A 19,977-nucleotide genomic window follows, 5' to 3' on the forward strand; every position below is an offset into this window, starting at 1 on the left:
CGCGCGCCGCTCCACTCGCGAAAAATATTCGTTTAACGGAACTCCCGTGCTCTTTCCTCAACGGCACGTGCGCCGCGGGGCGGCGGAAGGCGGGCCGCGACCCTGCGCGGCGGCAAGAGCGCGGGCGCGCGGGCCCGCCAGGGGCTCGGGGCGGGACGCTCGGGGCTTGCGCGGCGAGGCTCCCGTGCCGGCCGACGGGCGCGCGGGCGGCCGCCGGAGGGAGAGCGACGGGTCGCGCGCGAGGGGCCGCTCGCCCTCAGCCGCAGCGCGCGCGCCCTCGCGCCGGAACCCTGCGCGCGGCGCGGCCTGCGGAACGGTGCGGCGCGGCTCAGGCGGCGGCGGGCTCGGCGCGGATCGTCACGGTGTCGCCGTCGATCCCGAAGGAGACGGTCATGCCGGCGGCCCGGGCCACGAGGCCCGCGTAGTAGGGCTGCACGCCGTGCGCGTCGACCGTGCCGCTCTCCGGGCTGCCGGCGATCAGCGCCTCGACATGGGCCGGGATGCGCGCATGCGAGCCCCGGCAGGTGAGCACGAAGACCGGCGCCTCGGCCTCGCCGGTCACCGCCACGTCGATCAGGCCGCCGCGCGGGATCGTGGTGACGGCGATCACCACGAGGTTGAGCAGGAGCTTGACCTTGTTCTTCGGAAACAGGGCGCGGGGCGCGCTCCAGGCGAGCTTCGTCTTCTCGTCCGAGAACAGGCCGCGGGCGACGCTCTCGGCATCGGCGAGGTCGATCGTCGCCCCGACCGAGCCCGCCGCCCCGAAGGCGATGCGGGCGAATTGGAGACGCGCCGAGGCCTGCTTGGCGCTCTTGCGGATCAGGTCGATGGCGAAGTCGCGCATCCCCGGATCGTCCTCGTCCTCCAGAACCTCCAGGCCGTTCACGATCGCGCCGACCGGGCTGATCACGTCGTGGCACACGCGGGAGCAGAGCAGCGCGGAGAGGTCGAGGGCGTCGAGCGTGACGGTGATCATCGGGGGTCTCCGGGGCCCGGTCCGGGGCATCCGGCGCGGGATTCGCCGTGTGCGGAGCGGCACGGATAGCGGCCCCGCACCGGTTTGGAAAGCGTGCAGCCGGCAGGGATCGGGCGCGGGAGGCCGTGCGGAAGCCGCCCCAGTGCCGCCCGCGCACCCGGATCGGCGCGTCGACCTCCTTCATGGGCACGCGCTGCCCGCCGCCCATGTCGCGGATGTCGGATTGGACCAGCACCGGCGCGGCGGAGCGCGCCGCCACCAGCCCGGCGCGGTCGTCGACGATGCGGCGGTTGCGGCAATTGGCGGCGTTCCAGACCGGATCCCCCGGCCGCCGCGGATGCGCGGACTTGGCCGCGGACTTGGCCACGGACTTGGCCACGGACTTGGCCGCGTTTTTGGCCGCGGACGTGGCGTTGCGAACCGGCAGGGCGCCGTTGCGGTCGGCGGCGGCGCAGACGACCATGCCGGCGTCCGAGGCGAGGAGCCGCTCCTGGATCGGTGCGAGCACCGCCTCCAGCGCCGGCACCGCCCGGGTGAGGTAGGCGCGGCGCGGCCGAGCGCCCCGCAGAGCGTCCCGCGCGCCCGGCCAGGCGGGACCGCCATCGACAAACCCGCGGGCTCGGGGCATGAGGACCCGATGTCCGTCGACCTGACCCAGGACCGCGTGCCGGACGCGGCCGAGCGCGACGCCGTCGCCGCCCTCCTCGCCGAGATTGCCTGCGCGGCCGGCGCCATCCTGCGCGCCTACGAGACCGGGTCCTGCCCCCACCGCGTGAAGCAGGACGGCTCGCCGACCTCGGACGCCGACCTCGCGGCCGAGGCCCACATCGTGGCGGAACTGAACGCGCGGTGGCCCGCCATCCCGGTGATCGCCGAGGAGACGGCGAACCGCCGGGAGGCGGCGCGCCTGTTCTTCCTGGTCGATCCCCTCGACGGAACCCGCGACTTCCTGCGCGGCACCGGCGAGTACAGCGTGAACATCGCCCTGGTGGCGGAGGGCCGGCCGGTCGCCGCGGCGCTCGCCGCCCCGGTCCTCGGCCGGGTCTGGAGCGCGGGCCAGCACGCCGTCGAGGCGCCGATCGCCGACGGGCGGCCGGGTCGCGCCGCCGCGATCGCGGTGCGCCCGACCCCGCCGGAGGGCATGGTCGCCCTGGTGAGCCGCAGCCACGGCGAGGCGGCGGACGAGACCTGCCTGGCGGGATTGCCGGTGGGCCGCCGCCGCCCGGCCTCCTCGGCCCTCAAGTTCGGCCTGATCGCGGCCGGGGATGCCGACCTCTACGTGCGCTCGGGCCCGACCATGGAATGGGACACGGCGGCGGGCGACCACATCCTCACCCAGGCGGGGGGCTGCGTCGTCGATCCGGCGGGCCGCCCGTTCCGCTACGGCCGCAGCGCGGCGGGCTACCTCAACGGGCCCTTCGCGGCGCTCGGCGATCCCGCCTATGCGAGCCGCGTGGTGCTGCCCGCCGCCTGAGCCTCAGACGCCGTGGCGCTGGCGCAGGGCCGGCCAGCGCGCCTCCGCGGCCGCGAGCAGGGCCGGGTCGGCGGCCGCGCGGCGCTCCGGATTGCGGAAGAGGTAGAGCAGGTCGCCGCGGCGCAGCGGCACCGCGGGGTCGGCGCCCACGAGCCGCCCATCGGCCACGCCGAGAGGATCGTAGCCTCCGAGCCGCGGCGCGTAGACCTCCGGGTCGTGCGCGAAGGCGGCGCGGTTGGCCGGGCCGGCGAAGCGCCAGGTCAGGCCCGCCCAGAGCATCTCGATCCCCTCCCGGCCCGGGACGGGCCCGTCGCTGAGGGCGTAGCTGACCGCGTCGCGGCCGCGCAGCGCGATCCCGGTGAGCGGGTCGGCCGCGTAGAGATCCGGCAGGACCGCGTCCCCGGCCTCGGCGGCGCCCGAGGCGGCCGGCCAGGCCAGGGCCAGCGACAGCACGCCGCGCCGCGTTAACGAGTTCTTGCCCATATCGCGCGCATCCTGGCGTGACCGGCGCCGGCCGGCCGCCCTTCCGCGGCGCCGTCCCCCGCCGGACGTCTTTGGTTCCGCCTCGGCCGGCTCCCGCGCCGGCCCGATGCATAGCGCCGGGAGCCTAACAGATGCTCTTCGCCCCATCCCCCGGCCCCGCGCGCCCGACGCGCCGGGCGGTGCTGCGCGCCGCGGCTTTCCTCGCTGCGGCCGCGCCGCTCGCGGCCCGCGCCGCCGCGCAGGAGCCGAGCCCCGAGAGCTTCGACAGCCGGGAGATCCTCGATTCCGGCCACCGCTTCTTCGGCGCGACGACCCGGGGCCTCGCGCTCGCGGTGCAGGAGGCGGCCCGGCGCTGGGGCGAGCCGAACGGCTACATCCTCGGCCAGGAGGCCTCGGGCGCGGTGATCGGCGGCGTGCGCTACGGCGAGGGCACGCTCTACACCCGCAATGCCGGGCAGCGCCGGATCTACTGGCAGGGTCCCTCCCTGGGTTTCGACGTCGGGGGCGACGGCGCCCGCACCATGATGCTGGTCTACAACCTGCCCTCCCTGCGCGGGCTCTACCGGCGCTTCGTCGGGATGGACGGGTCGGCCTACGTGGTCGGGGGCGTCGGCATGTCGGCCGCGACCGCCGACAACATCGTGGTGGTTCCGATCCGCACCGGGGTCGGCGCCCGGTTCGGGATCAATGTCGGCTATCTGAAGTTCACCGAGGCGCCGACCTGGAACCCGTTCTGAGCTGGGCGCTTGCTTGGTCGAACTTGTCCGCTCGCGGTGTCGACCCCGATCGGGCCTTGGCCCGGGCCCCGGTCCCGTGGCAGGGTCCGGTCGGTCCCGGAACCCGGGCCCGTAACCCTGGCGAGCGCCCGATGAGAGTTCTGCCCGCGTGATCGAATCCGTCATGATCTTCGCGCTGGGCGCCCTCGGCGCAAGCCTGTGCGCGCTCCTCGTCCTGCCCGCCCTCAACGCGCGGGCCGAGCGGCTCGCGCGGCGGCGGCTGGAGAGCCAGTTCCCGATGTCGATCGCCGAGCTGACCGCCGAGAAGGACCATCTGCGGGCCGAGTTCGCGGTGCTGCAGCGCCAGCTCGAGCGCAAGGTCGAGGAGGCGCGCGGCGAGCGCCGCGCCGAGATGGAGGAGCTCGGCCGGCGAGCCGTCAGGATCGGGGCGCTCACCACCGAACTGGCGCAGCGCGACGAGCGCCTCGCCGGGCTGGAGCGGGACCTCGCCAAGACGCGGGCGCGGCTCGCCGCGGTGGAGACGGAGCGGGACGAGCTGCGCGTGGCCCGGGCGGCGGCCGAGGAGGCCCTGCGCGCCCTCGAAGGCCCGCACCAGCGCGCCCTCGCCGACCTCGACGGCAGCCGGGCCGAGCTGGAGAGCACCCGCCGCGCGCTGAGCGAGGCGCAGACCGCCCGCGACCTCGCGCAGGCGCAGGCGCTGGAGGCCCGCGAGCGCCTCGCCAGCATCGGCGAGAGCGTCGCGGCCGGGGCCCGCGCCCAGATCCAGGCCCTGGAGGACGCCCTCGCCGACCTGACCAGCCGCCACGTCGCCGCCGAGGAGGAACTCGCCGCGCTCCGCCCCGCCCATCAGGCCGCCCTCGAAGGCCTGGCGGGCGCCCGCCGGGCCCTGGCCGAGGCGCAGGCGACGCCGCCCGCCGAGCGGCTGCTCGCCGAGAACGCGGCCCTGGAACGCCGGATCGTCGAGGTGGCGGAGGCCCTGATGGCCCAGGCGCGCGGCCCCGCCGCCCGGGCCGAGCCGCGGCTGCCCCCGGCCACCCCGATACCCTCCCAGGCCGCGGCGCGCTGAGCGGCCTCGCCCGGGCGGTCCGCCGCGGTGCCTGACCTCGCGTCGCCCGAACGCCGCGGCGCTCTTGCCAGGGCCGCCGTTTCGGGCCATCTCCGCGCCATCCCCTCACAAGCTGCGAGGCTCAACGCCATGACGCTCAAGCCGACGTCGTTTGCTCTCTTGTTCGCGGGCGCCTCGCTGATCGCCGCCCCCGCCCTGGCGCAGCGGGACGATCCGACCCTGAAGAAATACTGCACCGGCGATTACCTGACCTATTGCGGCAATCTTCCGCCCGAGAGCCCCGAGGTCGACCGCTGCTTCGAGAAGAACATGAAGAAGATCTCGGTCAACTGCAAACGGGCGATCGACGCCTACGAAGAGGGCCTGAAGCAGAACAGCAGCAAGAACTGAGCGGCGCGAGGGCGGGACGGGCGGCGCCGCTGCCCGGATCAGGCGGAGGCTTCCTCGCGCGAGACCGCCTGCAGGGCGGCGGCGAGATCCTCGATGGTGAAGGGCTTGCGCAGCACGGTCTCGCCGGGTCCCGGCAGCGGCCCCTCCCGGCCCTCCTCGCGGCCGTGCCCGGTGGCGAAGACCACCTTGAGGTCGGGCCGGCGCCGCCGCGCCTCCGCCGCGAGGCTCGGCCCGTCGAGGCCCGGCATCACCACGTCCGTGAACAGCACCGCCACGTCCCGGTTGCTGTCGAGGCAGGCGAGCGCCGCCGCGCCGTCCGGGGCGGTGATCGTCCGGTAGCCGAGTTCGCCGATCGTCTCGGCGCTGGCCCGGCGCACCATCGCGTCGTCCTCGACCACCAGCACGGTGCGGGCCTGACGCGGCGGCGCGGGGCCGCCGACGCGCCCGCGCCCCGTCCCCTCGACCGGTGCGCTGCCCTCGTAGACGGGCAGGATCAGCACGACGGCGGTGCCGAGACCGGGGGCGCTGTCGATCCGCACCTCGCCCCCCGATTGGGTGACGAAGCCGTAGACCTGGGACAGGCCGAGCCCGGTGCCGCGGCCCTGCGGCTTCGTCGTGAAGAAGGGCTCGAAGGCGCGGGCCACGACCTCGGGCGGCATGCCGGTCCCGGTGTCGCGCACCGTGACCGCCACCGCCGCGCGCCCGTCCCGGGCGCCGTCGCGGGCGGTCTCCAGGGTCAGGCGCCCGCCCCCCGGCATCGCGTCGCGGGCATTGACCGCGAGGTTCAGGATCGCGTTCTCGAGTTGGTTCTGGTCGACGAAGATCGGCGGCACCCCGACGGCGAGCCGCGTCTCGACCGTCACCGTCTCCCCGAGCGTGCGCCGCAGGAGGTCGACCATGCCGGTGATCAGCCGGTTCGGGTCGGTGGGGCGCGGCTCCAGCGGCTGCTGGCGCGCGAAGGCGAGGAGCCGGTGGGTGAGCTTGGCCGCCCGGTCCGCCCCGTCGAGGGCGCCCTCGATGAAGCGGCCCACGTCGGTGTCGCCGCGGGCGAGGCGCCGCTGCAGCACCTCCAGCGAGCCCGTGATCACGGCGAGCAGGTTGTTGAAATCGTGGGCGATGCCGCCGGTGAGCTGGCCCACCGCCTCCATCTTCTGCGACTGGCGCAGCCGCTCCTCGGCGGCGGCGCGCTGGGCCGTCTCGCGGGTGAGGCGCGCCAGCGCCTCCTCCTCGGCCCTGGCGCGGCGCAGGGCGAGCCAGGCCATCAGCACCAGCGTGAGGGCCGAGACCGTCGCGACCGCCCCGTAGAGCTGCAGGTTCTCGTACCAGCGCTCCTCGGCGACGCGGCTCTCGACCGAGAAGGCGACCTGAACCGGGTAATCCCCGACCCGGCGCCAGGCCACCCGCGCCTCGCGCCGCCCGGGGGGCGTCGCGACCGCGAAGCCGCCCTGCGGGCCGCCGTGGATCGCCCGCATGAACGGATCGCCCGGAGGGAGCCGCGGCTCGGCCCCGACGCGCTCGGGCTCGCGCACCAGGACGGCCCCGTCGGCGCGCAGGAGCAGCGCCTCGTGGGCGGTCGGTGCCGCGACCTCCGCGTAGAAGCGCCCGAAATAGCCCGTGCCGAGGGCGATCACGATGACGCCGTCGAAGCGGCCGTCCTCGGTCGAGCGCCGCCGGCTCACCGCGAAGGTCTCCTGCTCGCCCTCGCGCAGGGCCGGCCCGACATAGATCCCGATGTCGCGGGCGCGGTGCACCGCGAAGATGTCGCGGCCCGCCAGCGCCGCGCCGACGTCGCCCGCGCGGCTGCTCGCCCGCACCACGCCCTCGGGATCCACCACCCAGACCGCCACCGCCTGGGCCAGCGGCGCCTTGAGCGTCGACAGGAAGGCGTTCGTGGCCGGGGCCCCGATCTGGCCCCAGGGCCGGTCGAAGACGTAGTCGTCGACGCGGTCCATGGCGAGTTCGGCGGTGTCGAAGACCTTCGAGGCGTGCTCGTGCATCACCGCGGCCGTGCGCTGGACGGCGCTGTCGGCCTCCCGCAGCACCTCCGTCCGGTTCCACCACGCGGCCCCGAGGAGGACCACGCACGGCACCAGGAAGGCCGCGGCGACGAGGAGCTGGTGCAGGCGCACCGTCGAAAGACTCACGAATCTCCCTCTCCGCGCAGCATCGGGACGATGCGCGTACTACGTAAGCTTAACCGTTCAGCAACACGATGGCGAGCGGCGTCTTGCGGCCCGTCCCCAGCGCGCGACGCGCCGGCCGGGCTCGCCTCGCCGCGTCCGCGCCGCTATGGTGCCGCCGCCACGCTTCGGATCCCGGATGACCCTGCTCCGCCTCCTCCTCGTGATCGGTACGGTCGCGCTCCTCGGCGCCTGCGGCCGGCGCGGACCGCTCGAAGCGCCCCAGGCGGTCGCCCCGGCCGCCTCCGGCCTGCCCGGCACGTCGGGCGCGGCGGCGCGCGCCGAGGATGAGGATGTCGATCCGGCCCTGCCGCAGATCCCCGACACGCCCGGCGTCGCCCAGCCCTCGCGGCAATCCTCGGGCAACAGCCGCAAGCGCTTCACCGTGCCCCGGGGACCCTTCCCGCTCGATCCGCTGCTCTAAGCATCCTTCGCCGAAGGGGTCACCGTTTCGGCGGCGAACCGAAGCACCGCGTCAGCGGAAAATGATGCAAGAACAAGGGCTAAGCGGAGTTGCCGCGCGCAACTCCGCTGAGAGGCCGTGATGGCCCGCGCGGCGAGACCCCGCGGCGGATCGGGCGACCGAGCAGGGGGGCGCGGCGATTCCCCTCGGGGTGCCGGACCCGCGTGGTTCCTGCCGCATTCCTGCCGCCCGAGCGGCGACCGCTTCGGCGAAGGGGGCCGGGCAGATTGGCGTTGGCGCGCCGGCGCAAATCTGCGTAAGCCGCCAGCCGCAGATCCGTCGAGAGCCCGATGCACCACTTCACCTACCGGGACGGCACGCTCCACGCCGAGGAGGTCGACCTCGCGCGGCTCGCCGAGGCCGTCGGCACCCCGTTCTACTGCTACGCCTCCGCCACCCTGGAGCGGCATTTCCGCGTCTTCGCCGAGGCCTTCGCGGGCGACGATCCCCTCGTCTGCTTCGCCGTGAAGGCGAATTCGAACCAGGCGGTGCTCGCCAGCCTGGCCCGGCTCGGCGCCGGCATGGACATCGTGTCGGAGGGCGAGCTGCGCCGCGCCCTCGCGGCGGGCGTGCCGGGCGAGCGGATCGTGTTCTCGGGCGTGGCCAAGACCCGCGCCGAGATGGCGGTCGCGCTCGACGCCGGCATCCTGTGCTTCAACGTCGAGAGCGAGCCGGAACTCGAAGCCCTCTCGGAGGTGGCGCGGGCGCGCGGGCAGACTGCCCCGGTCTCGATCCGCGTCAATCCCGACGTCGATGCCCGGACCCACGCCAAGATCTCGACGGGCAAGTCCGAGAACAAGTTCGGCATCCCGATCAGCCGCGCCCGCGAGGTCTATGCCCGCGCGGCGGCGCTGCCGGGGCTCGCGGTCGCGGGCGTCGACATGCATATCGGCAGCCAGATCACGGATCTCGCCCCCTACGACAACGCGGCTTCCCTGCTCGCCGAACTCGCCCGCGACCTGATGGCGGCGGGGCACCGGCTCCACCACATCGATTTCGGCGGCGGCCTCGGCATCCCCTACCGGGACGACAACGCGCCGCCGCCGGACCCGGCGGCCTTCGCGGCGGTGATCCGCCCGCACTTCCGGCCGCTGGGGCTGCGGCCGGTCTTCGAGATCGGCCGGATGATCGCCGGCAATGCCGGCATCCTCGTCACCCGGGTCGTGTACGTGAAGGAGGGCGAGGGCCGCAGCTTCGTGATCGTGGATGCGGGGATGAACGACCTGATCCGCCCGACCCTCTACGAGGCCTATCACGCGCTGCGCCCGGTGCGGCAGCCGGACCCGGAGGCGCCGCGCCTCACCGCGGACGTGGTGGGGCCGGTCTGCGAGAGCGGGGATTACCTCGCGCTCGGCCGCGAGATGCCGGCGGTGGCGCCCGGCGACCTCCTCGCGGTGATGAGCGCGGGCGCCTACGGGGCGGTGCAGGCCGGCACCTACAACACGCGCCGCCTGGTGCCGGAGGTGCTGGTGCGCGGCGCCGCCCACGCGGTGGTGCGCCCGCGCCAGAGCTACGAGGAGCTGATCGGTCTCGACCGCGTGCCCGACTGGCTGGCGCCCTGAGCGCGGCCGGGGCGGCCCCGGGCGACGGGATTCGCTCAAATGCGACCGATCGGCGAAACGGCGCGGCGACGGGGGGGTGCGAGGCTGCAGGCATCAGGTTCGAGGCCCGCCATGTCGCAAACCCGCTCCCTCACCGCCCGCGCCGAGGCCGTCGTCGCCCAGGCGCGCCAGCTCGCCGCGGATCACCACGCGCTGCTCGCCGCCGTGCGCGCCGCGCTGAAGGACGCCCCGCAGGACCCGCCCGGCCGCGCCCGGACGCCTGAGCGGATTTGACCCGCTGGTCGGCGGCGCCCCGCGTGCTAGCCTCCCCTACGGTCCGGCGAGGGAGGTTCGGCGGGCAGGCGTGAGCGGGAGCAGCCGATGAGCGAGGCCGGGCCGAAGAGAGCGGAGCATCCGTCCGACGCGCCGGCCCTGCGGGCGGGACTCGACCGGCTGGTCCTCCGCGCCGCCCGGGTCACCGTCTGGGAGCGGGCCTGGCCGATCCTGTGGCGGGGGCTCGCGGTGGCGCTCCTCTTCCTCGCCGCCTCCTGGCTCGGGCTGTGGCTCGACCTGCCGCCGTCCTGGCGCATGGCGGGCGTCGCCGCCTTCGGCCTCGCCTTCCTGGCCGCCCTGCTGCCGCTCCTGCGCCTGCGCCCGCTGCCGCGCGGCGAGGCCCTGGCGCGGATCGACCGCGACGCGGGCCTGCGCCACGGCCCGGCGCGCGCCCTCGAGGACACGCTCGCGATCGGCCGGCAGGACCCGGCCACCCGGGCGCTCTGGGACCTGCACCGTCGGCGCGCCGCCCAGACCCTCGGGCGCCTGAAGGTCTCGGGCCCGCGACCCGGAATGGTGCGGCGCGATCCCTACGCGCTGCGGGCCGGCGCGCTGCTCGCCGCGGTGGCCGGCGCCTTCGTGGCCGGGCCGGAGGCGGGCGAGCGGATCGCCGCGGCCTTCGACTGGCGCGGCCCCCCGGCCGCGGCGCCCGCCTTCCGCGTGGACGGCTGGATCGACCCGCCCCTCTACACGCGGCTGCCGCCGCTGATCGTCGCGATCGCGGAATCCGACCAGCACCTGCGGGCGCCGATCAACTCCACCCTCGTCATCCGCATCGCCGGGGCGGCGGACGCCGCGGTCACGCCGGGGAGCGGCCTCAAGCCGGTGCCGCCGGCCGGGCCGCAGAAGCCGGAACTCCGCGAGGAGCGCTTCACCCTGACCGGCGGCAGCGCCGACCTCTCGGTGCAGACCGGGCTCGCCCGCGGGCACCGGCTCACCGTCGAGACCATCCCCGACAAGCCGCCGGAGATCGCCTTCGCGGGGCCGCCGGAGGCGAACGGGCGCGGCACCTTCACGATCGCCTACCGGGCCAAGGACGATTACGGCATCGCCTCCGCCGAGGGGCTGGTCGAGCCGCTGCGGCGCGGGGCGCGCAGCCTCGTGCCGCCGCCGCGCCTCGCCCTCAGCCTGCCGGCCGAGGCGCAGGGCGGGCAGGACACCCGCACCCTCATCGACCTGACCGACAATCCCTGGGCGGGGGCGCGGGTGCGCCTCACCCTCGTCGCCCGGGACGAGGCGGGCCAGGAGGGCCGCAGCGAGACGCTGACCACGACCCTGCCCGGCCGGGTCTTCACCCAGCCCCTCGCCCGCGCCCTCGCGGAGGAGCGCCGCCGCCTCGTGCTCGACCCGGACAGCAGCCGGGCGCGGGTGCAGACCTCCCTGGAGGCGCTGCTAATCGCCCCCGAGCGCTTCACGCCGCAATGGGGCGTCTATCTCGGCCTCAAGGAGGCGCTGCGGCGCCTCACCGCCGCCCGCAGCGACGAGGCGCTCGGCGAGGTGGCCGACCTCCTCTGGGCGATGGCGCTGCAGATCGAGGAGGGCGACCTCTCCGACGCCGAGAAGGCCCTGCGCGCCGCCCAGGACCGCCTGAAGGAGGCCCTCGACCGCGGCGCCTCCGACGAGGAGGTCCGCAAGCTCACCGAGGACCTCAAGCAGGCGATGGACCGGTTCCTGAAGGAATTCGCGCAGCGCCAGCAGCGGGACCAGCAATCCGGCGACCCGAACCGGCAGCAGCAGGCCGACCGCACCGTCACGCCCGACGACCTCAACCGCATGCTCCAGCAGATGCAGGAGGCGATGAAGCGGGGCGACGTGGCGGAGGCGCAGCGGCTGCTCGACCAGCTGCGCGGGATCCTGGAGAACCTGCAGATGGCGCAGCCCGGATCGCGCATGTCCGACCCGGCCATGCGCGAGATGAACCGCTCGATGCAGGAATTGGAGACCATGGCCCGCGAGCAGCAGGGCCTGCGCGACGAGACCTTCCGGCAGGGCCAGGAGCGGCGCTTCGGCCGCAACGGCCAGCAGCCCCAGAGCGGCCAGCAGGGCGAGCGCCAGCAGCAGGGCCCGCGCGGGCGCCAGGGCCAGCGCCCGGGCCAGCAGCCCGGCGAGGGCGAGCAGGGGCAGCCAGGACAGCAGGGGCAGAAGGGGCAGAAGGGCCAGCAGCCGGGCCAGGGCAGCCTCGGCGAGCGGCAGCAGGCCCTGCGCGAGCGGCTGGAGGAGCTGCAGCGGCGCATGAAGGAACTCGGCATGCAGGGCGAGCAGGGCCTCGCCGATGCCGAGCAGGCCATGCGCGAGGCCGAGCAATCCCTGGGCCAGGGCCAGGAGGGCAGCGCGGTCGACGCCCAGGGCCGCGCCCTGGAAGGGCTGCAGCGCGGCACCCAGGGCATGGCTCAGCAGATGCAGCAGATGGGTCAGGACGGCCAGGACGAGCAGCCCGGCGAGGGCCAGCAGAGCAACGGCCAGCCCGGCCAGCAGGGCCGCCAGGGCTCCCGCGACAACGATCCCCTCGGCCGCCCGACCCGCAGCCGCGACTACCAGAACGGCAACGTGCGGGTGCCGACCGCCGAGGAATCCGGCGTCGAGCGCGCCCGCCGCATCCTGGAGGAGTTGCGGCGCAAGCTCGGCGACCCGAACCGCGCCCGCGAGGAACTCGACTATTTCGAGCGGCTGCTGCGACGCAACTGAGGCGCCCGCCGCCCCTTCCGACCGCCCCCACGCCCGGGCTCCCGGCGCGGACGATCGTCCGACGCCGGGTGCCCGGCTTCGCCTCACCTCCGGATCCGACCGATGTCCGCCGACACCCTCGTCCTCATCGCCTGCCTCGCCGTCGCGGTCGTGCTGCTCTTCGGCCTCGCCAACATGCTGCGCGGCGGCAGCGCCAACCTCTCGCAGCGCCTGATGCGGCTGCGGGTGCTCCTGCAATTCGTCGCGATCGTGCTGATCATGGGCGTGATCTGGTGGCGCGGCGCCTGAGACCGGCGGTCATGTCCCATGACCGCCGGTTCCGTTCTCGCATTCTCGCCACGCCGTCAGCGCGGTGCCGACCCTTCGAGAGGGTCGACGGCCCGATGCGCCGGCATCCCGGGCCGCTGGGATGAGGGGCCGGCCGCCGCGGTCACAGCCCGAAATCGAGCCGCGCGACGGTGCCGCCCTCGGAGGCGAAGCGGATCTCCCCCGCCGAGTTGCGCGGCGAGGCTCTGAACGATCCGGAAGCCCAGGCGCGACCCGACCTGCCGGTCGAAACCCGCGGACAGGCCGCGCCCGTCATCCGCGATGGTGAGCCGGGCCCGCCCGGCCCCGAGGCGGTCCAGGCGGATCGTGATCGTGCCCGGCCCGCCCGGCGGGAAGGCGTGCTTGAGCGCGTTCGTGACGACCTCGACCACCAGCAGCGAGAGGGTGGTCAGGCGGCTCAGGTCGAGGCGCAGCGGCTCGATCTCGACCCGGCAGACGATCTCCCCCGCACCGGCCGTCGCGATCAGGTCCGAGCAGATCTCCTGCAGGTACTCGCCGACCGGCCGGTCGAGGCTGTCGGGATCGTAGAGCCGCCGGTGGATGCGGGCGATCGTCTCCAGGCGCGTCCGCGCCTCGTCGAGCGCCAGCAGGGCCCGCTGCGGGTCGCCGGCCGCCTGCCGCCGCTGCAGCGCCAGCAGGGAGGCGACGAACTGCATGTTGTTGGCGACGCGATGCTGCAGTTCCTGGAACAGGACGCGCTGCTGCTCCGACAGGCGGTGGGACACCTCCTTCTCCCGCTGCAGCCGCTCGGAGACGCTCTGCATCGAGGCGATGACCAGGATGTCGACGCCGACGATGAAGGCGAAGAGGGCGAGCGCGAGGGCGCTCTCCCCGGTCAGCGTCAGGGAGAAGCGCGGGGTCAGGAATACGAACCAGGCCGCCACGCCCGACAGCACGGCGCAGACCGTGCCCGGCCGCGGGCCGCAGGCGAAGGTGGTGATGATGACGGCGGGAAAGAAGGTCAGGAACGGGAAGCCGGAGGACAGGATGCCGTCGAGGGCGAACCGGAGCGCGAGGGCGACCGCGAAGGCGGCCACCCCGCAGGCGTCGCTCAGCCGCCGGCTGCGCCGCACCTGCCGCGTCGCCTGCGTCCAGCGCTCGAGCCGGGTCAGGCGCGAGGGGGGCAGGGAGGTCGCGGCCTGCGTCGCGGTCATCTCGTCGTCCATGGTCCGTCGCGGCCGCCTCTCGCCGTGCTGGCCGCCGGGTGCGGCCGGGCGACGCCGCGGCCGGGGAGCCGGCCGACGCGACCCGGCGCTGCATCGCGGCATGGTCGGCCGGAGCTGATGGCAGCTTTGTTAATAAATCCCCACAATCAGCCATCTCCCGCCCCGGCCAAGCCGTGCAGACGGCCTAGTTCGCCCTGGCTATGCCGCGCCCCCATCGCCCGGGCCGCGCCCGGTCGGCGCGCGGAGGCCCTGCGGAACGTCCTGGTGGCGGGTGCCGTCCTGGTCGGCCCGAGCGGCCCCGCACTCGGCCAGAGCGTCGTCGCGGCGACCATCCGGAACGCCACCCCGGTCCCGGTCGGGCTGTCGGCGCCCGCCGGCTGCCTGGGCACGCCCCCCGCCCCGGCGCTCGCCGCCGGCGGCAGCGCGGCGGCCGCCATCGTCAGCCCCCACGCCACCGCGAATGGCTGCTCGGTGCGCGCCGCGCGGCCGGACACGATGCGCTCCTGCACCTGGATCCTCTCGCGCCTGCGGGGCTCCCCGGCCGGCCCCTGGGCCTATCCGGCGGTGCGGACGACGCCGAGCGGGTCGGGCGTCACCTGCCTGTCCGCCATCGGCGCGGTCGGGCCGAACGGCGACTGGTCGGTCGCGCTGACGATCGCCCCGTAGCGGCGGCGGCAGGGTCCCGCTTGCGCCTCAGGCCACCGGGGCGCTCTCGCCCTCGGTGTATTCCCGCCACAGCAGCACCAGGGCGGCCATGATGGCCGGGCCGAGGAACAGGCCGAGGAGGCCGAAGGTCTCGACCCCGCCCAGGATGCCGAGCAGCACCCAGAGGAAGGGCAGGCGCGTCGCGCCGCCGATCAGGGCCGGGCGCACGAAGTGGTCGGCCACGAAGGTAACGACGAAGCCCGCGACCACCACGACCGCCGCGGCGACCAGGCTGCCCTGGGCGGCCGCGAGCGCGGCCGCGAGCGCGAACACCACCGGCGCCGCGAAGGGGATCATGGCCGCGAGCGCGGTGAAGGCCCCGAGCAGCACCGGGTGCGGCACCCCCGCGAAGGCGTAGACGATCCCGAGCAGGACGCCCTCCCCCAGGCCGACCAGCACGAGGCCGTCCACGGTGCCGTGGACCGAGGCGGCCATCTGGTGCGCCACGCGCTCGCCGCGCGGCCCGAACAGGCGGCGGCAGGCGGCGAGGGCCTGGCCGGCCAGGGCCGGCCCGTCGCGGAAGAGGAAGAACAAGGTCAGCAGCGTGAAGCCGAACAGCATCGCCCGATGCACGATCTGGCCCCCGAAGCTGCGCCCGACGCCGAGCAGCGAGGAGCGGTCGAGGCGGTGCAGGAGTTCGGAGGAGCCCGCCGGGTGGCTGAGCGTGTCCTGCCACCAGGACGCGACCTGCGACGCCCCGAAGGGCAGGCGCGCGACGAAATCCGGCACCGGCCAGCCCTGCTCCTCGATCTGGCGCCAGAAGTGGAGGACGTCGCGGGCCTCGCGCGCCGCCTGCACGGCCAGGACCGCGAGCGGCACCAGGACCACCAGGGCGGCCCCGAGGGTGAACAGGGCCGGCCACAGGATCGTCCTGCCGGCCCGGTGCCGCCCGGCGATCCGGGCGTAGAGCGGCCACAGGGCGATGGCGAGGATCACCGCCCAGACGAGGGCCGGCAGGAACTCGTGCAGGGTCCACAGGCCGACCGCCGCGAGGCCCAGCACCAGGGCGACCCGGGCCGCCGCGTGGAAGGAGTCCGGCTCCCGGCGCCTGCCCGGCAGCGTGACGTGCTCCATGATCCTCTCCCCTCCATGGGTCCTCCCCTCCATGCCGCGTCTCCCGCCCGGGCGAGCCCCCGCGGCGCGCGGCCCGGAACCTGCCCACACCGCGCGAGGGGCGAAGCGGCCTGCGGCGAAGCCGAGGCCCCGTCCCGCGGTTGCCCGCCGGGGCCCCCTCGTGTATGCGGGCCGCTCGACCGGGGCGGCGGCGCATCCGCACCGCCGGCCCGGCCCGCCCGATCGGCGGAGTATAACCAGACAGATCGAGGCCGACGTCAGCGCGGTCCGTGACCGGGGGCTCGGGCGGAGGCCCATGCGTCGCGGGGTCGAGCCAGACCTCATCACGAAAGCGGCTGCACGCCCATGTCCGACACCTTCGACCGCGTTGCCGACATCATCGCCGAGACGGCCGACATCCCGCGCGACTCGATCACGCCGGAGAGCCACGCGATCGACGATCTCGGCATCGACAGCCTCGCCTTCCTCGACATCGCCTTCGCGATCGACAAGGCCTTCGGCATCAAGCTCCCCCTCGAACAATGGACCCAGGAGGTCAACGAGGGCAAGGTTCCGGCCGAGCAGTACTTCGTGCTCAAGAACCTCTGCGCGCGCATCGACGGCCTGGTGGCCGAGAAGGCCGCCAAGGTCTGACGCGACGGTCTGACGCGACTCCGGGGCCCCGCGCGCATGCGGCTCGAATATTTCGAGATGATCGATCGGGTGGTCGCCCTCGACCGGCAGGCAGGCCGGATCGAGGCGCTCGCCCGCGTGCCGCAGGAGAGCCCGGTCTTCGAGGGGCACTTCCCCGGCCACCCGCTGGTGCCGGGCGTGCTGCTGACCGAGACCATGGCGCAGGCCTCCGGCTACCTCCTCCTCGCCCGCTCGGATTTCACCCACATGCCGTTCCTGATGGGCGTCGACAAGGCGCGCTTCCGCGCCTTCGTCGGGCCGGGCGCCGACCTCGCCGTCGAGGCGAGCCTGGAGCATGACGGCTCGGGCTACGCGGTGACGAAGGCGGCGATCCGCGCCGAGGGCAAGCCCCTCTGCAATGCGGAGCTGCGCTTCCGGACGATGCCCTTCCCGGCCGGGCTCGACGGCCCGATGCGGGCGCGCGCCCGCGCCATCGGCCTCCTCGACGGGGCCGGCGCGTGAGCCCCCGCGACGTCGTCGTCACGGGCCTCGGGCTCGTCTCCTGCGCGGGCGAGGGCGTGGCCGCCCACCTGGCGGCCCTCGCCGCGGGCGCGCGCCCGCGCACCGACGCGGAGAGCTTCGCGCCCTGGCCGGTCCACCCGGTCGCGCCCCTCGCCCTCGACGGGCAGATCCCCAAGAAGGCCGACCAGCGGCAGATGGAGCCCTGGCAGCGGCTCGGCGTCTACGCGGCCGGGCTCGCGCTCGACGCGGCCGGCCTCAAGGGCGACGCGGCGCGCAAGGGCGCGCTCCACCTCATCGTGGCGGCGGGCGGCGGCGAGCGCGACTACGCGGCGGACGGGCAGATCCTCACCGGGCTGCGCGACGCCGCCGATCCGGGCGCCTACCTCAACGAGCGGCTGCAGAACGACCTGCGCCCGACCCTCTTCCTCGCGCAGCTCTCCAACCTGCTCGCCGGCAACATCGCCATCGTGCACGGGGTGACGGGCGCCTCGCGCACCTTCATGGGCGAGGAATCGAGCGGCGTCGACGCGCTGCGGATCGCCGGCGCGCGCATCGCGGCCGGGCAGGTCGACAGCGTGCTGGTCGGCGGCTCCTACAACGCGGAGCGCGCCGACGTGCTCCTGGTCCACGAGATGGGCGGCTACCTCTACCGGCCGGACTACGCCCCGGTCTTCCGGCGCGAGGGGCGCGGCGGCTTCATCCTGGGCAGCGGCGCCGCCTTCCTGGTGCTGGAGGCCGCCGAGACCGCGGCGGCCCGCGGGGCGGCCCCGCTCGCGCGCCTCGCGGCGGTGGCGAGCGACCGCACGCGGCGCGCACCCGGCAGCGTCGCCGCCAGCCTCACGGCGCTCTGGCGCGAGGCGGGGCTCGAGGCGCCGGACGCGGTGATCTCCGGCGCCACCGGCTGCGCCGGCATCACGCGGGAGGAGGCGGAGCGCCTCGCCGACCTCGCGCCCGGCGCGCGGGTGAGCGCCCTGGGCGACCTCACCGGCCACACGCTCGAGGCGACGGCCCCCTTCGGGGCGGCCCTGGCGGCCGCCCTGGTGGCGCGGGGAGCGGCCCGCGAGGTCGCCGTGACGGCGGTCGGGCACCGCCGCGGCGAGGGCGTCCTGCGCATCCTGCCCGCCCGGGAGGCCGGCCGATGAGTGCCTATCGCGACGCCAAGGGACGCCCGCTCGTCGCCGTCACCGGCCTCGGCGTGGTGACCTCGCTCGGCCGGGGGGTGGCGGAGAACTGGGCCGCCCTCACCGCCGGGCGCTCGGGCATCCACGCCATCACGCGGTTCCCGACCGACGGGCTGCGCACCCGCATCGCCGGCACGGTCGATTTCCTGGCTGCCGAGCCGATGGTGGCGCCGGTCCTGTCGGAGGCCCTCGCCGCCGCCGCCGCCGAGGAGGCGGTGGCCGAGGCGGGCCTGCCGGGCGATTTCCCGGGGGCGCTCTTCATCGCCGTCCCGCCCGTCGAGATGGAATGGCCGCAGCGCCAGGCTCTCGCGGCGCAGGCGACGGGCGAGGTCACCTACGCCGACCTGCTGCGGGCGGCGGCCACCCGCCGCTTCGACGACTGGCACGACCTCTTCATCTTCGGCACCGTGGCCGACCGCATCGCCGACCGCTTCGGCACCCGGGGCTCGCCGATCTCCCTCTCGACCGCCTGCTCGTCCGGGGCGACCGCGATCCAGCTCGGCGTCGAGGCGATCCGCCGCGGCGAGATGCGGGCGGCGCTCTGCATCGGCACCGACGGGTCGGTGAACCCGGAATCGCTGATCCGCTTCTCGCTGCTCTCCGCGCTCTCGACCCAGAACGACCCGCCCGAGGCGGCCGCCAAGCCCTTCGCCAAGAACCGGGACGGCTTCGTGATGGGCGAGGGCGCCGCCGCCCTGGTGCTGGAGGAGGCCGAGGCCGCCGCCGCCCGCGGGGCGCGCATCCTCGGCTACGTCCTCGGCTGCGGCGAGAAGGGCGACGGCTTCCACCGCACCCGCTCCAGCCCCGACGGCGCCCCGATCATCGCGGCGATCCGCGAGGCGATCGCCGATGCCGGGCTGGACCCGGACCGGATCGACACCGTGAACGCCCACGGCACCGGCACGCCCGAGAACGACAAGATGGAGGCGCTGGGCTGCCTCGCGGTGATGGGCGAGCGGATGCGCTCGGTCCCGATCTCCTCGAACAAATCGATGATCGGCCACACGCTGACGGCGGCGGGCGCCGTCGAGGCGGTGGTCTCGCTCCTCACCCTCCGGCACGGCCGCGTGCCGCCGACCCTGAACTACGCGCTGCCCGACCCGGCGATCCCCCTCGACGTGGTGACGCGGGCCCGCGACCTGCCGGTGCGCACCGTCCTGTCGAACTCCTTCGGCTTCGGCGGGCAGAATACCTGCCTGGTCTTCGGGGCGGAGCCGGCGTGACCGCCTCCCCTGCGCGCGGCGGGCGCGTCCTCGTCACGGGCGGGGCCCGGGGCCTCGGCGCCGCGATCGTGCGGGCGCTCGCCGCCTCCGGCCACGACGTCGACTTCACCTTCCGCGGCTCGGCCGAGGCCGCGGCGGCGCTGGCGGCGGAGCTCGCGGCGGCGCATCCGGACCGGGCCGTGCGGGCGCTCCCCCTCGACCTCGCCGACCGGGCGCGCCTCGACGCCTTCGCGGAGGCGGCGGCGGAGACCGGCTATCACGGGCTCGTGCACAATGCGGGCCAGTCCTCCGACGCGCTCGCGGCCATGCTCGACCAGGACCGGGCCGAGGCGGCGATGCAGGTGAACTTCTGGTCGCTCACCCGCCTCGCCAAGGCGCTGGTGCGGCCGATGACCCGGGCGAAGTCCGGCCGCATCGTGGCGATCGGCTCGGTGGCGGCCCTGCGCGGCAACCCGGGCAACGCCGCCTACGCGGCGAGCAAGGGCGCCCTCATCAGCTACTGCCGCACCCTGGCCCTCGAATGCGCCCGGCGCGGCGTCACCGTGAACGTGGTGGCGCCGGGCTTCGTCGACACCGCCATGATGGCGCCCTACGCGGCCCACCGCGCCGCCATGGAGAAGCAGATCCCGGCGGGGCGCTTCGCCGCGCCCGAGGACGTGGCCGGGCTCGTCGCCTTCCTGATGGGGCCGCAAGCCGCCTACATCACCGGGGCGGTGCTCCCGGTCGATGGCGGGCTCACCGCCATGATGGGCGTGCACCGGGGCTGAGCGCGCTCTTGAAACCGCCGCATTGTCTGCGCCCAACATCGTCACCGAAGCGGGTTGCGCCGATGACGGCGC

At 75.2% G+C, this 19,977-nt stretch carries 20 protein-coding genes; 15 read left to right on the top strand and 5 right to left on the bottom strand.

Going from position 1 to position 19,977, the window contains the following annotated elements; translation table 11 throughout:
* Positions 1 to 328: 328 nt before the first annotated feature.
* On the bottom strand, positions 329 to 976 hold the full coding sequence (gene chpT / locus M446_RS23265) for a histidine phosphotransferase ChpT (protein ID WP_012334556.1): 648 nt from the start codon (positions 974 to 976) through the stop codon (positions 329 to 331).
* A gap of 637 nt (positions 977 to 1,613) precedes the next feature.
* Here chpT and M446_RS23275 point away from each other — a divergent pair.
* Positions 1,614 to 2,450: a 3'(2'),5'-bisphosphate nucleotidase CysQ gene (locus M446_RS23275; RefSeq protein ID WP_012334557.1), complete on the top strand. Its 837-nt coding sequence runs from the start codon at positions 1,614 to 1,616 to the stop codon at positions 2,448 to 2,450.
* A gap of 3 nt (positions 2,451 to 2,453) precedes the next feature.
* Here M446_RS23275 and M446_RS23280 read toward each other — a convergent pair whose 3' ends face one another.
* Positions 2,454 to 2,933 carry a hypothetical protein gene (locus M446_RS23280; protein ID WP_012334558.1) on the bottom strand — a complete coding sequence of 160 codons (480 nt, stop codon included), beginning with the start codon at positions 2,931 to 2,933 and terminating at the stop codon, positions 2,454 to 2,456.
* Between the two features lie 131 nt (positions 2,934 to 3,064).
* Between M446_RS23280 and M446_RS23285 the strand changes: the two genes are divergently transcribed.
* The 3 genes from M446_RS23285 to M446_RS23295 all read left to right on the top strand — a co-directional run bounded on the left by M446_RS23285 (position 3,065) and on the right by M446_RS23295 (position 5,126).
* A complete protein-coding gene (locus M446_RS23285) occupies positions 3,065 to 3,670 on the top strand; it encodes a DUF1134 domain-containing protein (protein WP_012334559.1) in 606 nt (201 codons plus the stop codon).
* 148 nt (positions 3,671 to 3,818) lie between these two features.
* A complete protein-coding gene (locus M446_RS23290) occupies positions 3,819 to 4,736 on the top strand; it encodes a hypothetical protein (RefSeq protein WP_012334560.1) in 918 nt (305 codons plus the stop codon).
* Positions 4,737 to 4,865: 129 nt separating this feature from the next.
* Entirely contained in the window at positions 4,866 to 5,126 is a 261-nt protein-coding gene (locus tag M446_RS23295; RefSeq protein WP_012334561.1) for a 3',5'-cyclic-nucleotide phosphodiesterase, read from the top strand.
* A gap of 38 nt (positions 5,127 to 5,164) precedes the next feature.
* Here the strand turns inward: M446_RS23295 and M446_RS23300 are convergent, their stop codons facing one another.
* A complete protein-coding gene (locus tag M446_RS23300) occupies positions 5,165 to 7,270 on the bottom strand; it encodes an ATP-binding protein (RefSeq protein ID WP_012334562.1) in 2,106 nt (701 codons plus the stop codon).
* 175 nt (positions 7,271 to 7,445) lie between these two features.
* Between M446_RS23300 and M446_RS23305 the strand changes: the two genes are divergently transcribed.
* From M446_RS23305 to M446_RS23320, 5 genes are all read left to right on the top strand, one after another.
* Positions 7,446 to 7,730 carry a lipoprotein gene (locus tag M446_RS23305; protein ID WP_012334563.1) on the top strand — a complete coding sequence of 95 codons (285 nt, stop codon included), beginning with the start codon at positions 7,446 to 7,448 and terminating at the stop codon, positions 7,728 to 7,730.
* 329 nt (positions 7,731 to 8,059) lie between these two features.
* The gene (lysA, locus tag M446_RS23310; RefSeq protein WP_012334564.1) at positions 8,060 to 9,331 is read left to right on the top strand and encodes a diaminopimelate decarboxylase; all 1,272 of its coding nucleotides are present in this window, start codon (positions 8,060 to 8,062) and stop codon (positions 9,329 to 9,331) included.
* Between the two features lie 111 nt (positions 9,332 to 9,442).
* Positions 9,443 to 9,604, top strand: a complete 162-nt coding sequence (locus M446_RS38295) for a hypothetical protein (protein WP_018259523.1) — start codon at positions 9,443 to 9,445, stop codon at positions 9,602 to 9,604.
* An 87-nt stretch (positions 9,605 to 9,691) separates the two neighbouring features.
* The gene (locus M446_RS23315; RefSeq protein WP_012334565.1) at positions 9,692 to 12,328 is read left to right on the top strand and encodes a TIGR02302 family protein; all 2,637 of its coding nucleotides are present in this window, start codon (positions 9,692 to 9,694) and stop codon (positions 12,326 to 12,328) included.
* A 102-nt stretch (positions 12,329 to 12,430) separates the two neighbouring features.
* Entirely contained in the window at positions 12,431 to 12,616 is a 186-nt protein-coding gene (locus tag M446_RS23320; protein WP_012334566.1) for a twin transmembrane helix small protein, read from the top strand.
* 56 nt (positions 12,617 to 12,672) lie between these two features.
* Here M446_RS23320 and M446_RS23325 read toward each other — a convergent pair whose 3' ends face one another.
* The gene (locus M446_RS23325; RefSeq protein ID WP_012334567.1) at positions 12,673 to 13,821 is read right to left on the bottom strand and encodes a sensor histidine kinase; all 1,149 of its coding nucleotides are present in this window, start codon (positions 13,819 to 13,821) and stop codon (positions 12,673 to 12,675) included.
* Positions 13,822 to 14,085: 264 nt separating this feature from the next.
* On the opposite strand from M446_RS23325, the gene M446_RS23330 reads away from it, so the two are divergent.
* On the top strand, positions 14,086 to 14,487 hold the full coding sequence (locus tag M446_RS23330) for a hypothetical protein (RefSeq protein ID WP_012334568.1): 402 nt from the start codon (positions 14,086 to 14,088) through the stop codon (positions 14,485 to 14,487).
* A gap of 27 nt (positions 14,488 to 14,514) precedes the next feature.
* Here the strand turns inward: M446_RS23330 and M446_RS23335 are convergent, their stop codons facing one another.
* On the bottom strand, positions 14,515 to 15,600 hold the full coding sequence (locus M446_RS23335) for an AI-2E family transporter (protein WP_012334569.1): 1,086 nt from the start codon (positions 15,598 to 15,600) through the stop codon (positions 14,515 to 14,517).
* Positions 15,601 to 15,945: 345 nt separating this feature from the next.
* Here M446_RS23335 and M446_RS23340 point away from each other — a divergent pair, with 345 nt between their 5' ends.
* From M446_RS23340 to M446_RS23360, 5 genes are read left to right on the top strand one after another with little or no spacing between them, the layout of a single operon-like run.
* A complete protein-coding gene (locus tag M446_RS23340) occupies positions 15,946 to 16,233 on the top strand; it encodes an acyl carrier protein (RefSeq protein ID WP_012334570.1) in 288 nt (95 codons plus the stop codon).
* Positions 16,234 to 16,269: 36 nt separating this feature from the next.
* A complete protein-coding gene (locus tag M446_RS23345; protein WP_012334571.1) occupies positions 16,270 to 16,734 on the top strand; it encodes a 3-hydroxyacyl-ACP dehydratase FabZ family protein in 465 nt (154 codons plus the stop codon).
* On the top strand, positions 16,731 to 17,876 hold the full coding sequence (locus tag M446_RS23350) for a beta-ketoacyl-ACP synthase (protein WP_012334572.1): 1,146 nt from the start codon (positions 16,731 to 16,733) through the stop codon (positions 17,874 to 17,876). Before M446_RS23345 ends, M446_RS23350 begins: the two co-directional genes overlap by 4 nt.
* Complete coding sequence (locus M446_RS23355) at positions 17,873 to 19,138, top strand: beta-ketoacyl-ACP synthase (protein WP_012334573.1); 1,266 nt, start codon at positions 17,873 to 17,875, stop codon at positions 19,136 to 19,138. The genes M446_RS23350 and M446_RS23355 overlap by 4 nt, the downstream gene beginning before the upstream one ends.
* Positions 19,135 to 19,905: an SDR family oxidoreductase gene (locus tag M446_RS23360; protein WP_012334574.1), complete on the top strand. Its 771-nt coding sequence runs from the start codon at positions 19,135 to 19,137 to the stop codon at positions 19,903 to 19,905. The genes M446_RS23355 and M446_RS23360 overlap by 4 nt, the downstream gene beginning before the upstream one ends.
* Positions 19,906 to 19,977 lie beyond the last annotated feature (72 nt).

Origin of the sequence: Methylobacterium sp. 4-46, assembly GCF_000019365.1 — a bacterium.
In the GTDB taxonomy this organism is placed as follows: domain Bacteria; phylum Pseudomonadota; class Alphaproteobacteria; order Rhizobiales; family Beijerinckiaceae; genus Methylobacterium.

Excerpts from the sequence above, each read along its gene's own strand:
- chpT (WP_012334556.1), bottom strand. The coding sequence starts at position 976 with ATGATCACCGTCACGCTCGACGCCCTCGACCTCTCCGCGCTGCTCTGC.
- M446_RS23275 (WP_012334557.1), top strand. The coding sequence starts at position 1,614 with ATGTCCGTCGACCTGACCCAGGACCGCGTGCCGGACGCGGCCGAGCGC.
- M446_RS23280 (WP_012334558.1), bottom strand. The coding sequence starts at position 2,933 with ATGGGCAAGAACTCGTTAACGCGGCGCGGCGTGCTGTCGCTGGCCCTG.
- M446_RS23285 (WP_012334559.1), top strand. The coding sequence starts at position 3,065 with ATGCTCTTCGCCCCATCCCCCGGCCCCGCGCGCCCGACGCGCCGGGCG.
- M446_RS23295 (WP_012334561.1), top strand. The coding sequence starts at position 4,866 with ATGACGCTCAAGCCGACGTCGTTTGCTCTCTTGTTCGCGGGCGCCTCG.
- M446_RS23305 (WP_012334563.1), top strand. The coding sequence starts at position 7,446 with ATGACCCTGCTCCGCCTCCTCCTCGTGATCGGTACGGTCGCGCTCCTC.
- lysA (WP_012334564.1), top strand. The coding sequence starts at position 8,060 with ATGCACCACTTCACCTACCGGGACGGCACGCTCCACGCCGAGGAGGTC.
- M446_RS38295 (WP_018259523.1), top strand. The coding sequence starts at position 9,443 with ATGTCGCAAACCCGCTCCCTCACCGCCCGCGCCGAGGCCGTCGTCGCC.
- M446_RS23315 (WP_012334565.1), top strand. The coding sequence starts at position 9,692 with ATGAGCGAGGCCGGGCCGAAGAGAGCGGAGCATCCGTCCGACGCGCCG.
- M446_RS23320 (WP_012334566.1), top strand. The coding sequence starts at position 12,431 with ATGTCCGCCGACACCCTCGTCCTCATCGCCTGCCTCGCCGTCGCGGTC.
- M446_RS23325 (WP_012334567.1), bottom strand. The coding sequence starts at position 13,821 with ATGGACGACGAGATGACCGCGACGCAGGCCGCGACCTCCCTGCCCCCC.
- M446_RS23335 (WP_012334569.1), bottom strand. The coding sequence starts at position 15,600 with ATGGAGCACGTCACGCTGCCGGGCAGGCGCCGGGAGCCGGACTCCTTC.
- M446_RS23340 (WP_012334570.1), top strand. The coding sequence starts at position 15,946 with ATGTCCGACACCTTCGACCGCGTTGCCGACATCATCGCCGAGACGGCC.
- M446_RS23345 (WP_012334571.1), top strand. The coding sequence starts at position 16,270 with ATGCGGCTCGAATATTTCGAGATGATCGATCGGGTGGTCGCCCTCGAC.
- M446_RS23355 (WP_012334573.1), top strand. The coding sequence starts at position 17,873 with ATGAGTGCCTATCGCGACGCCAAGGGACGCCCGCTCGTCGCCGTCACC.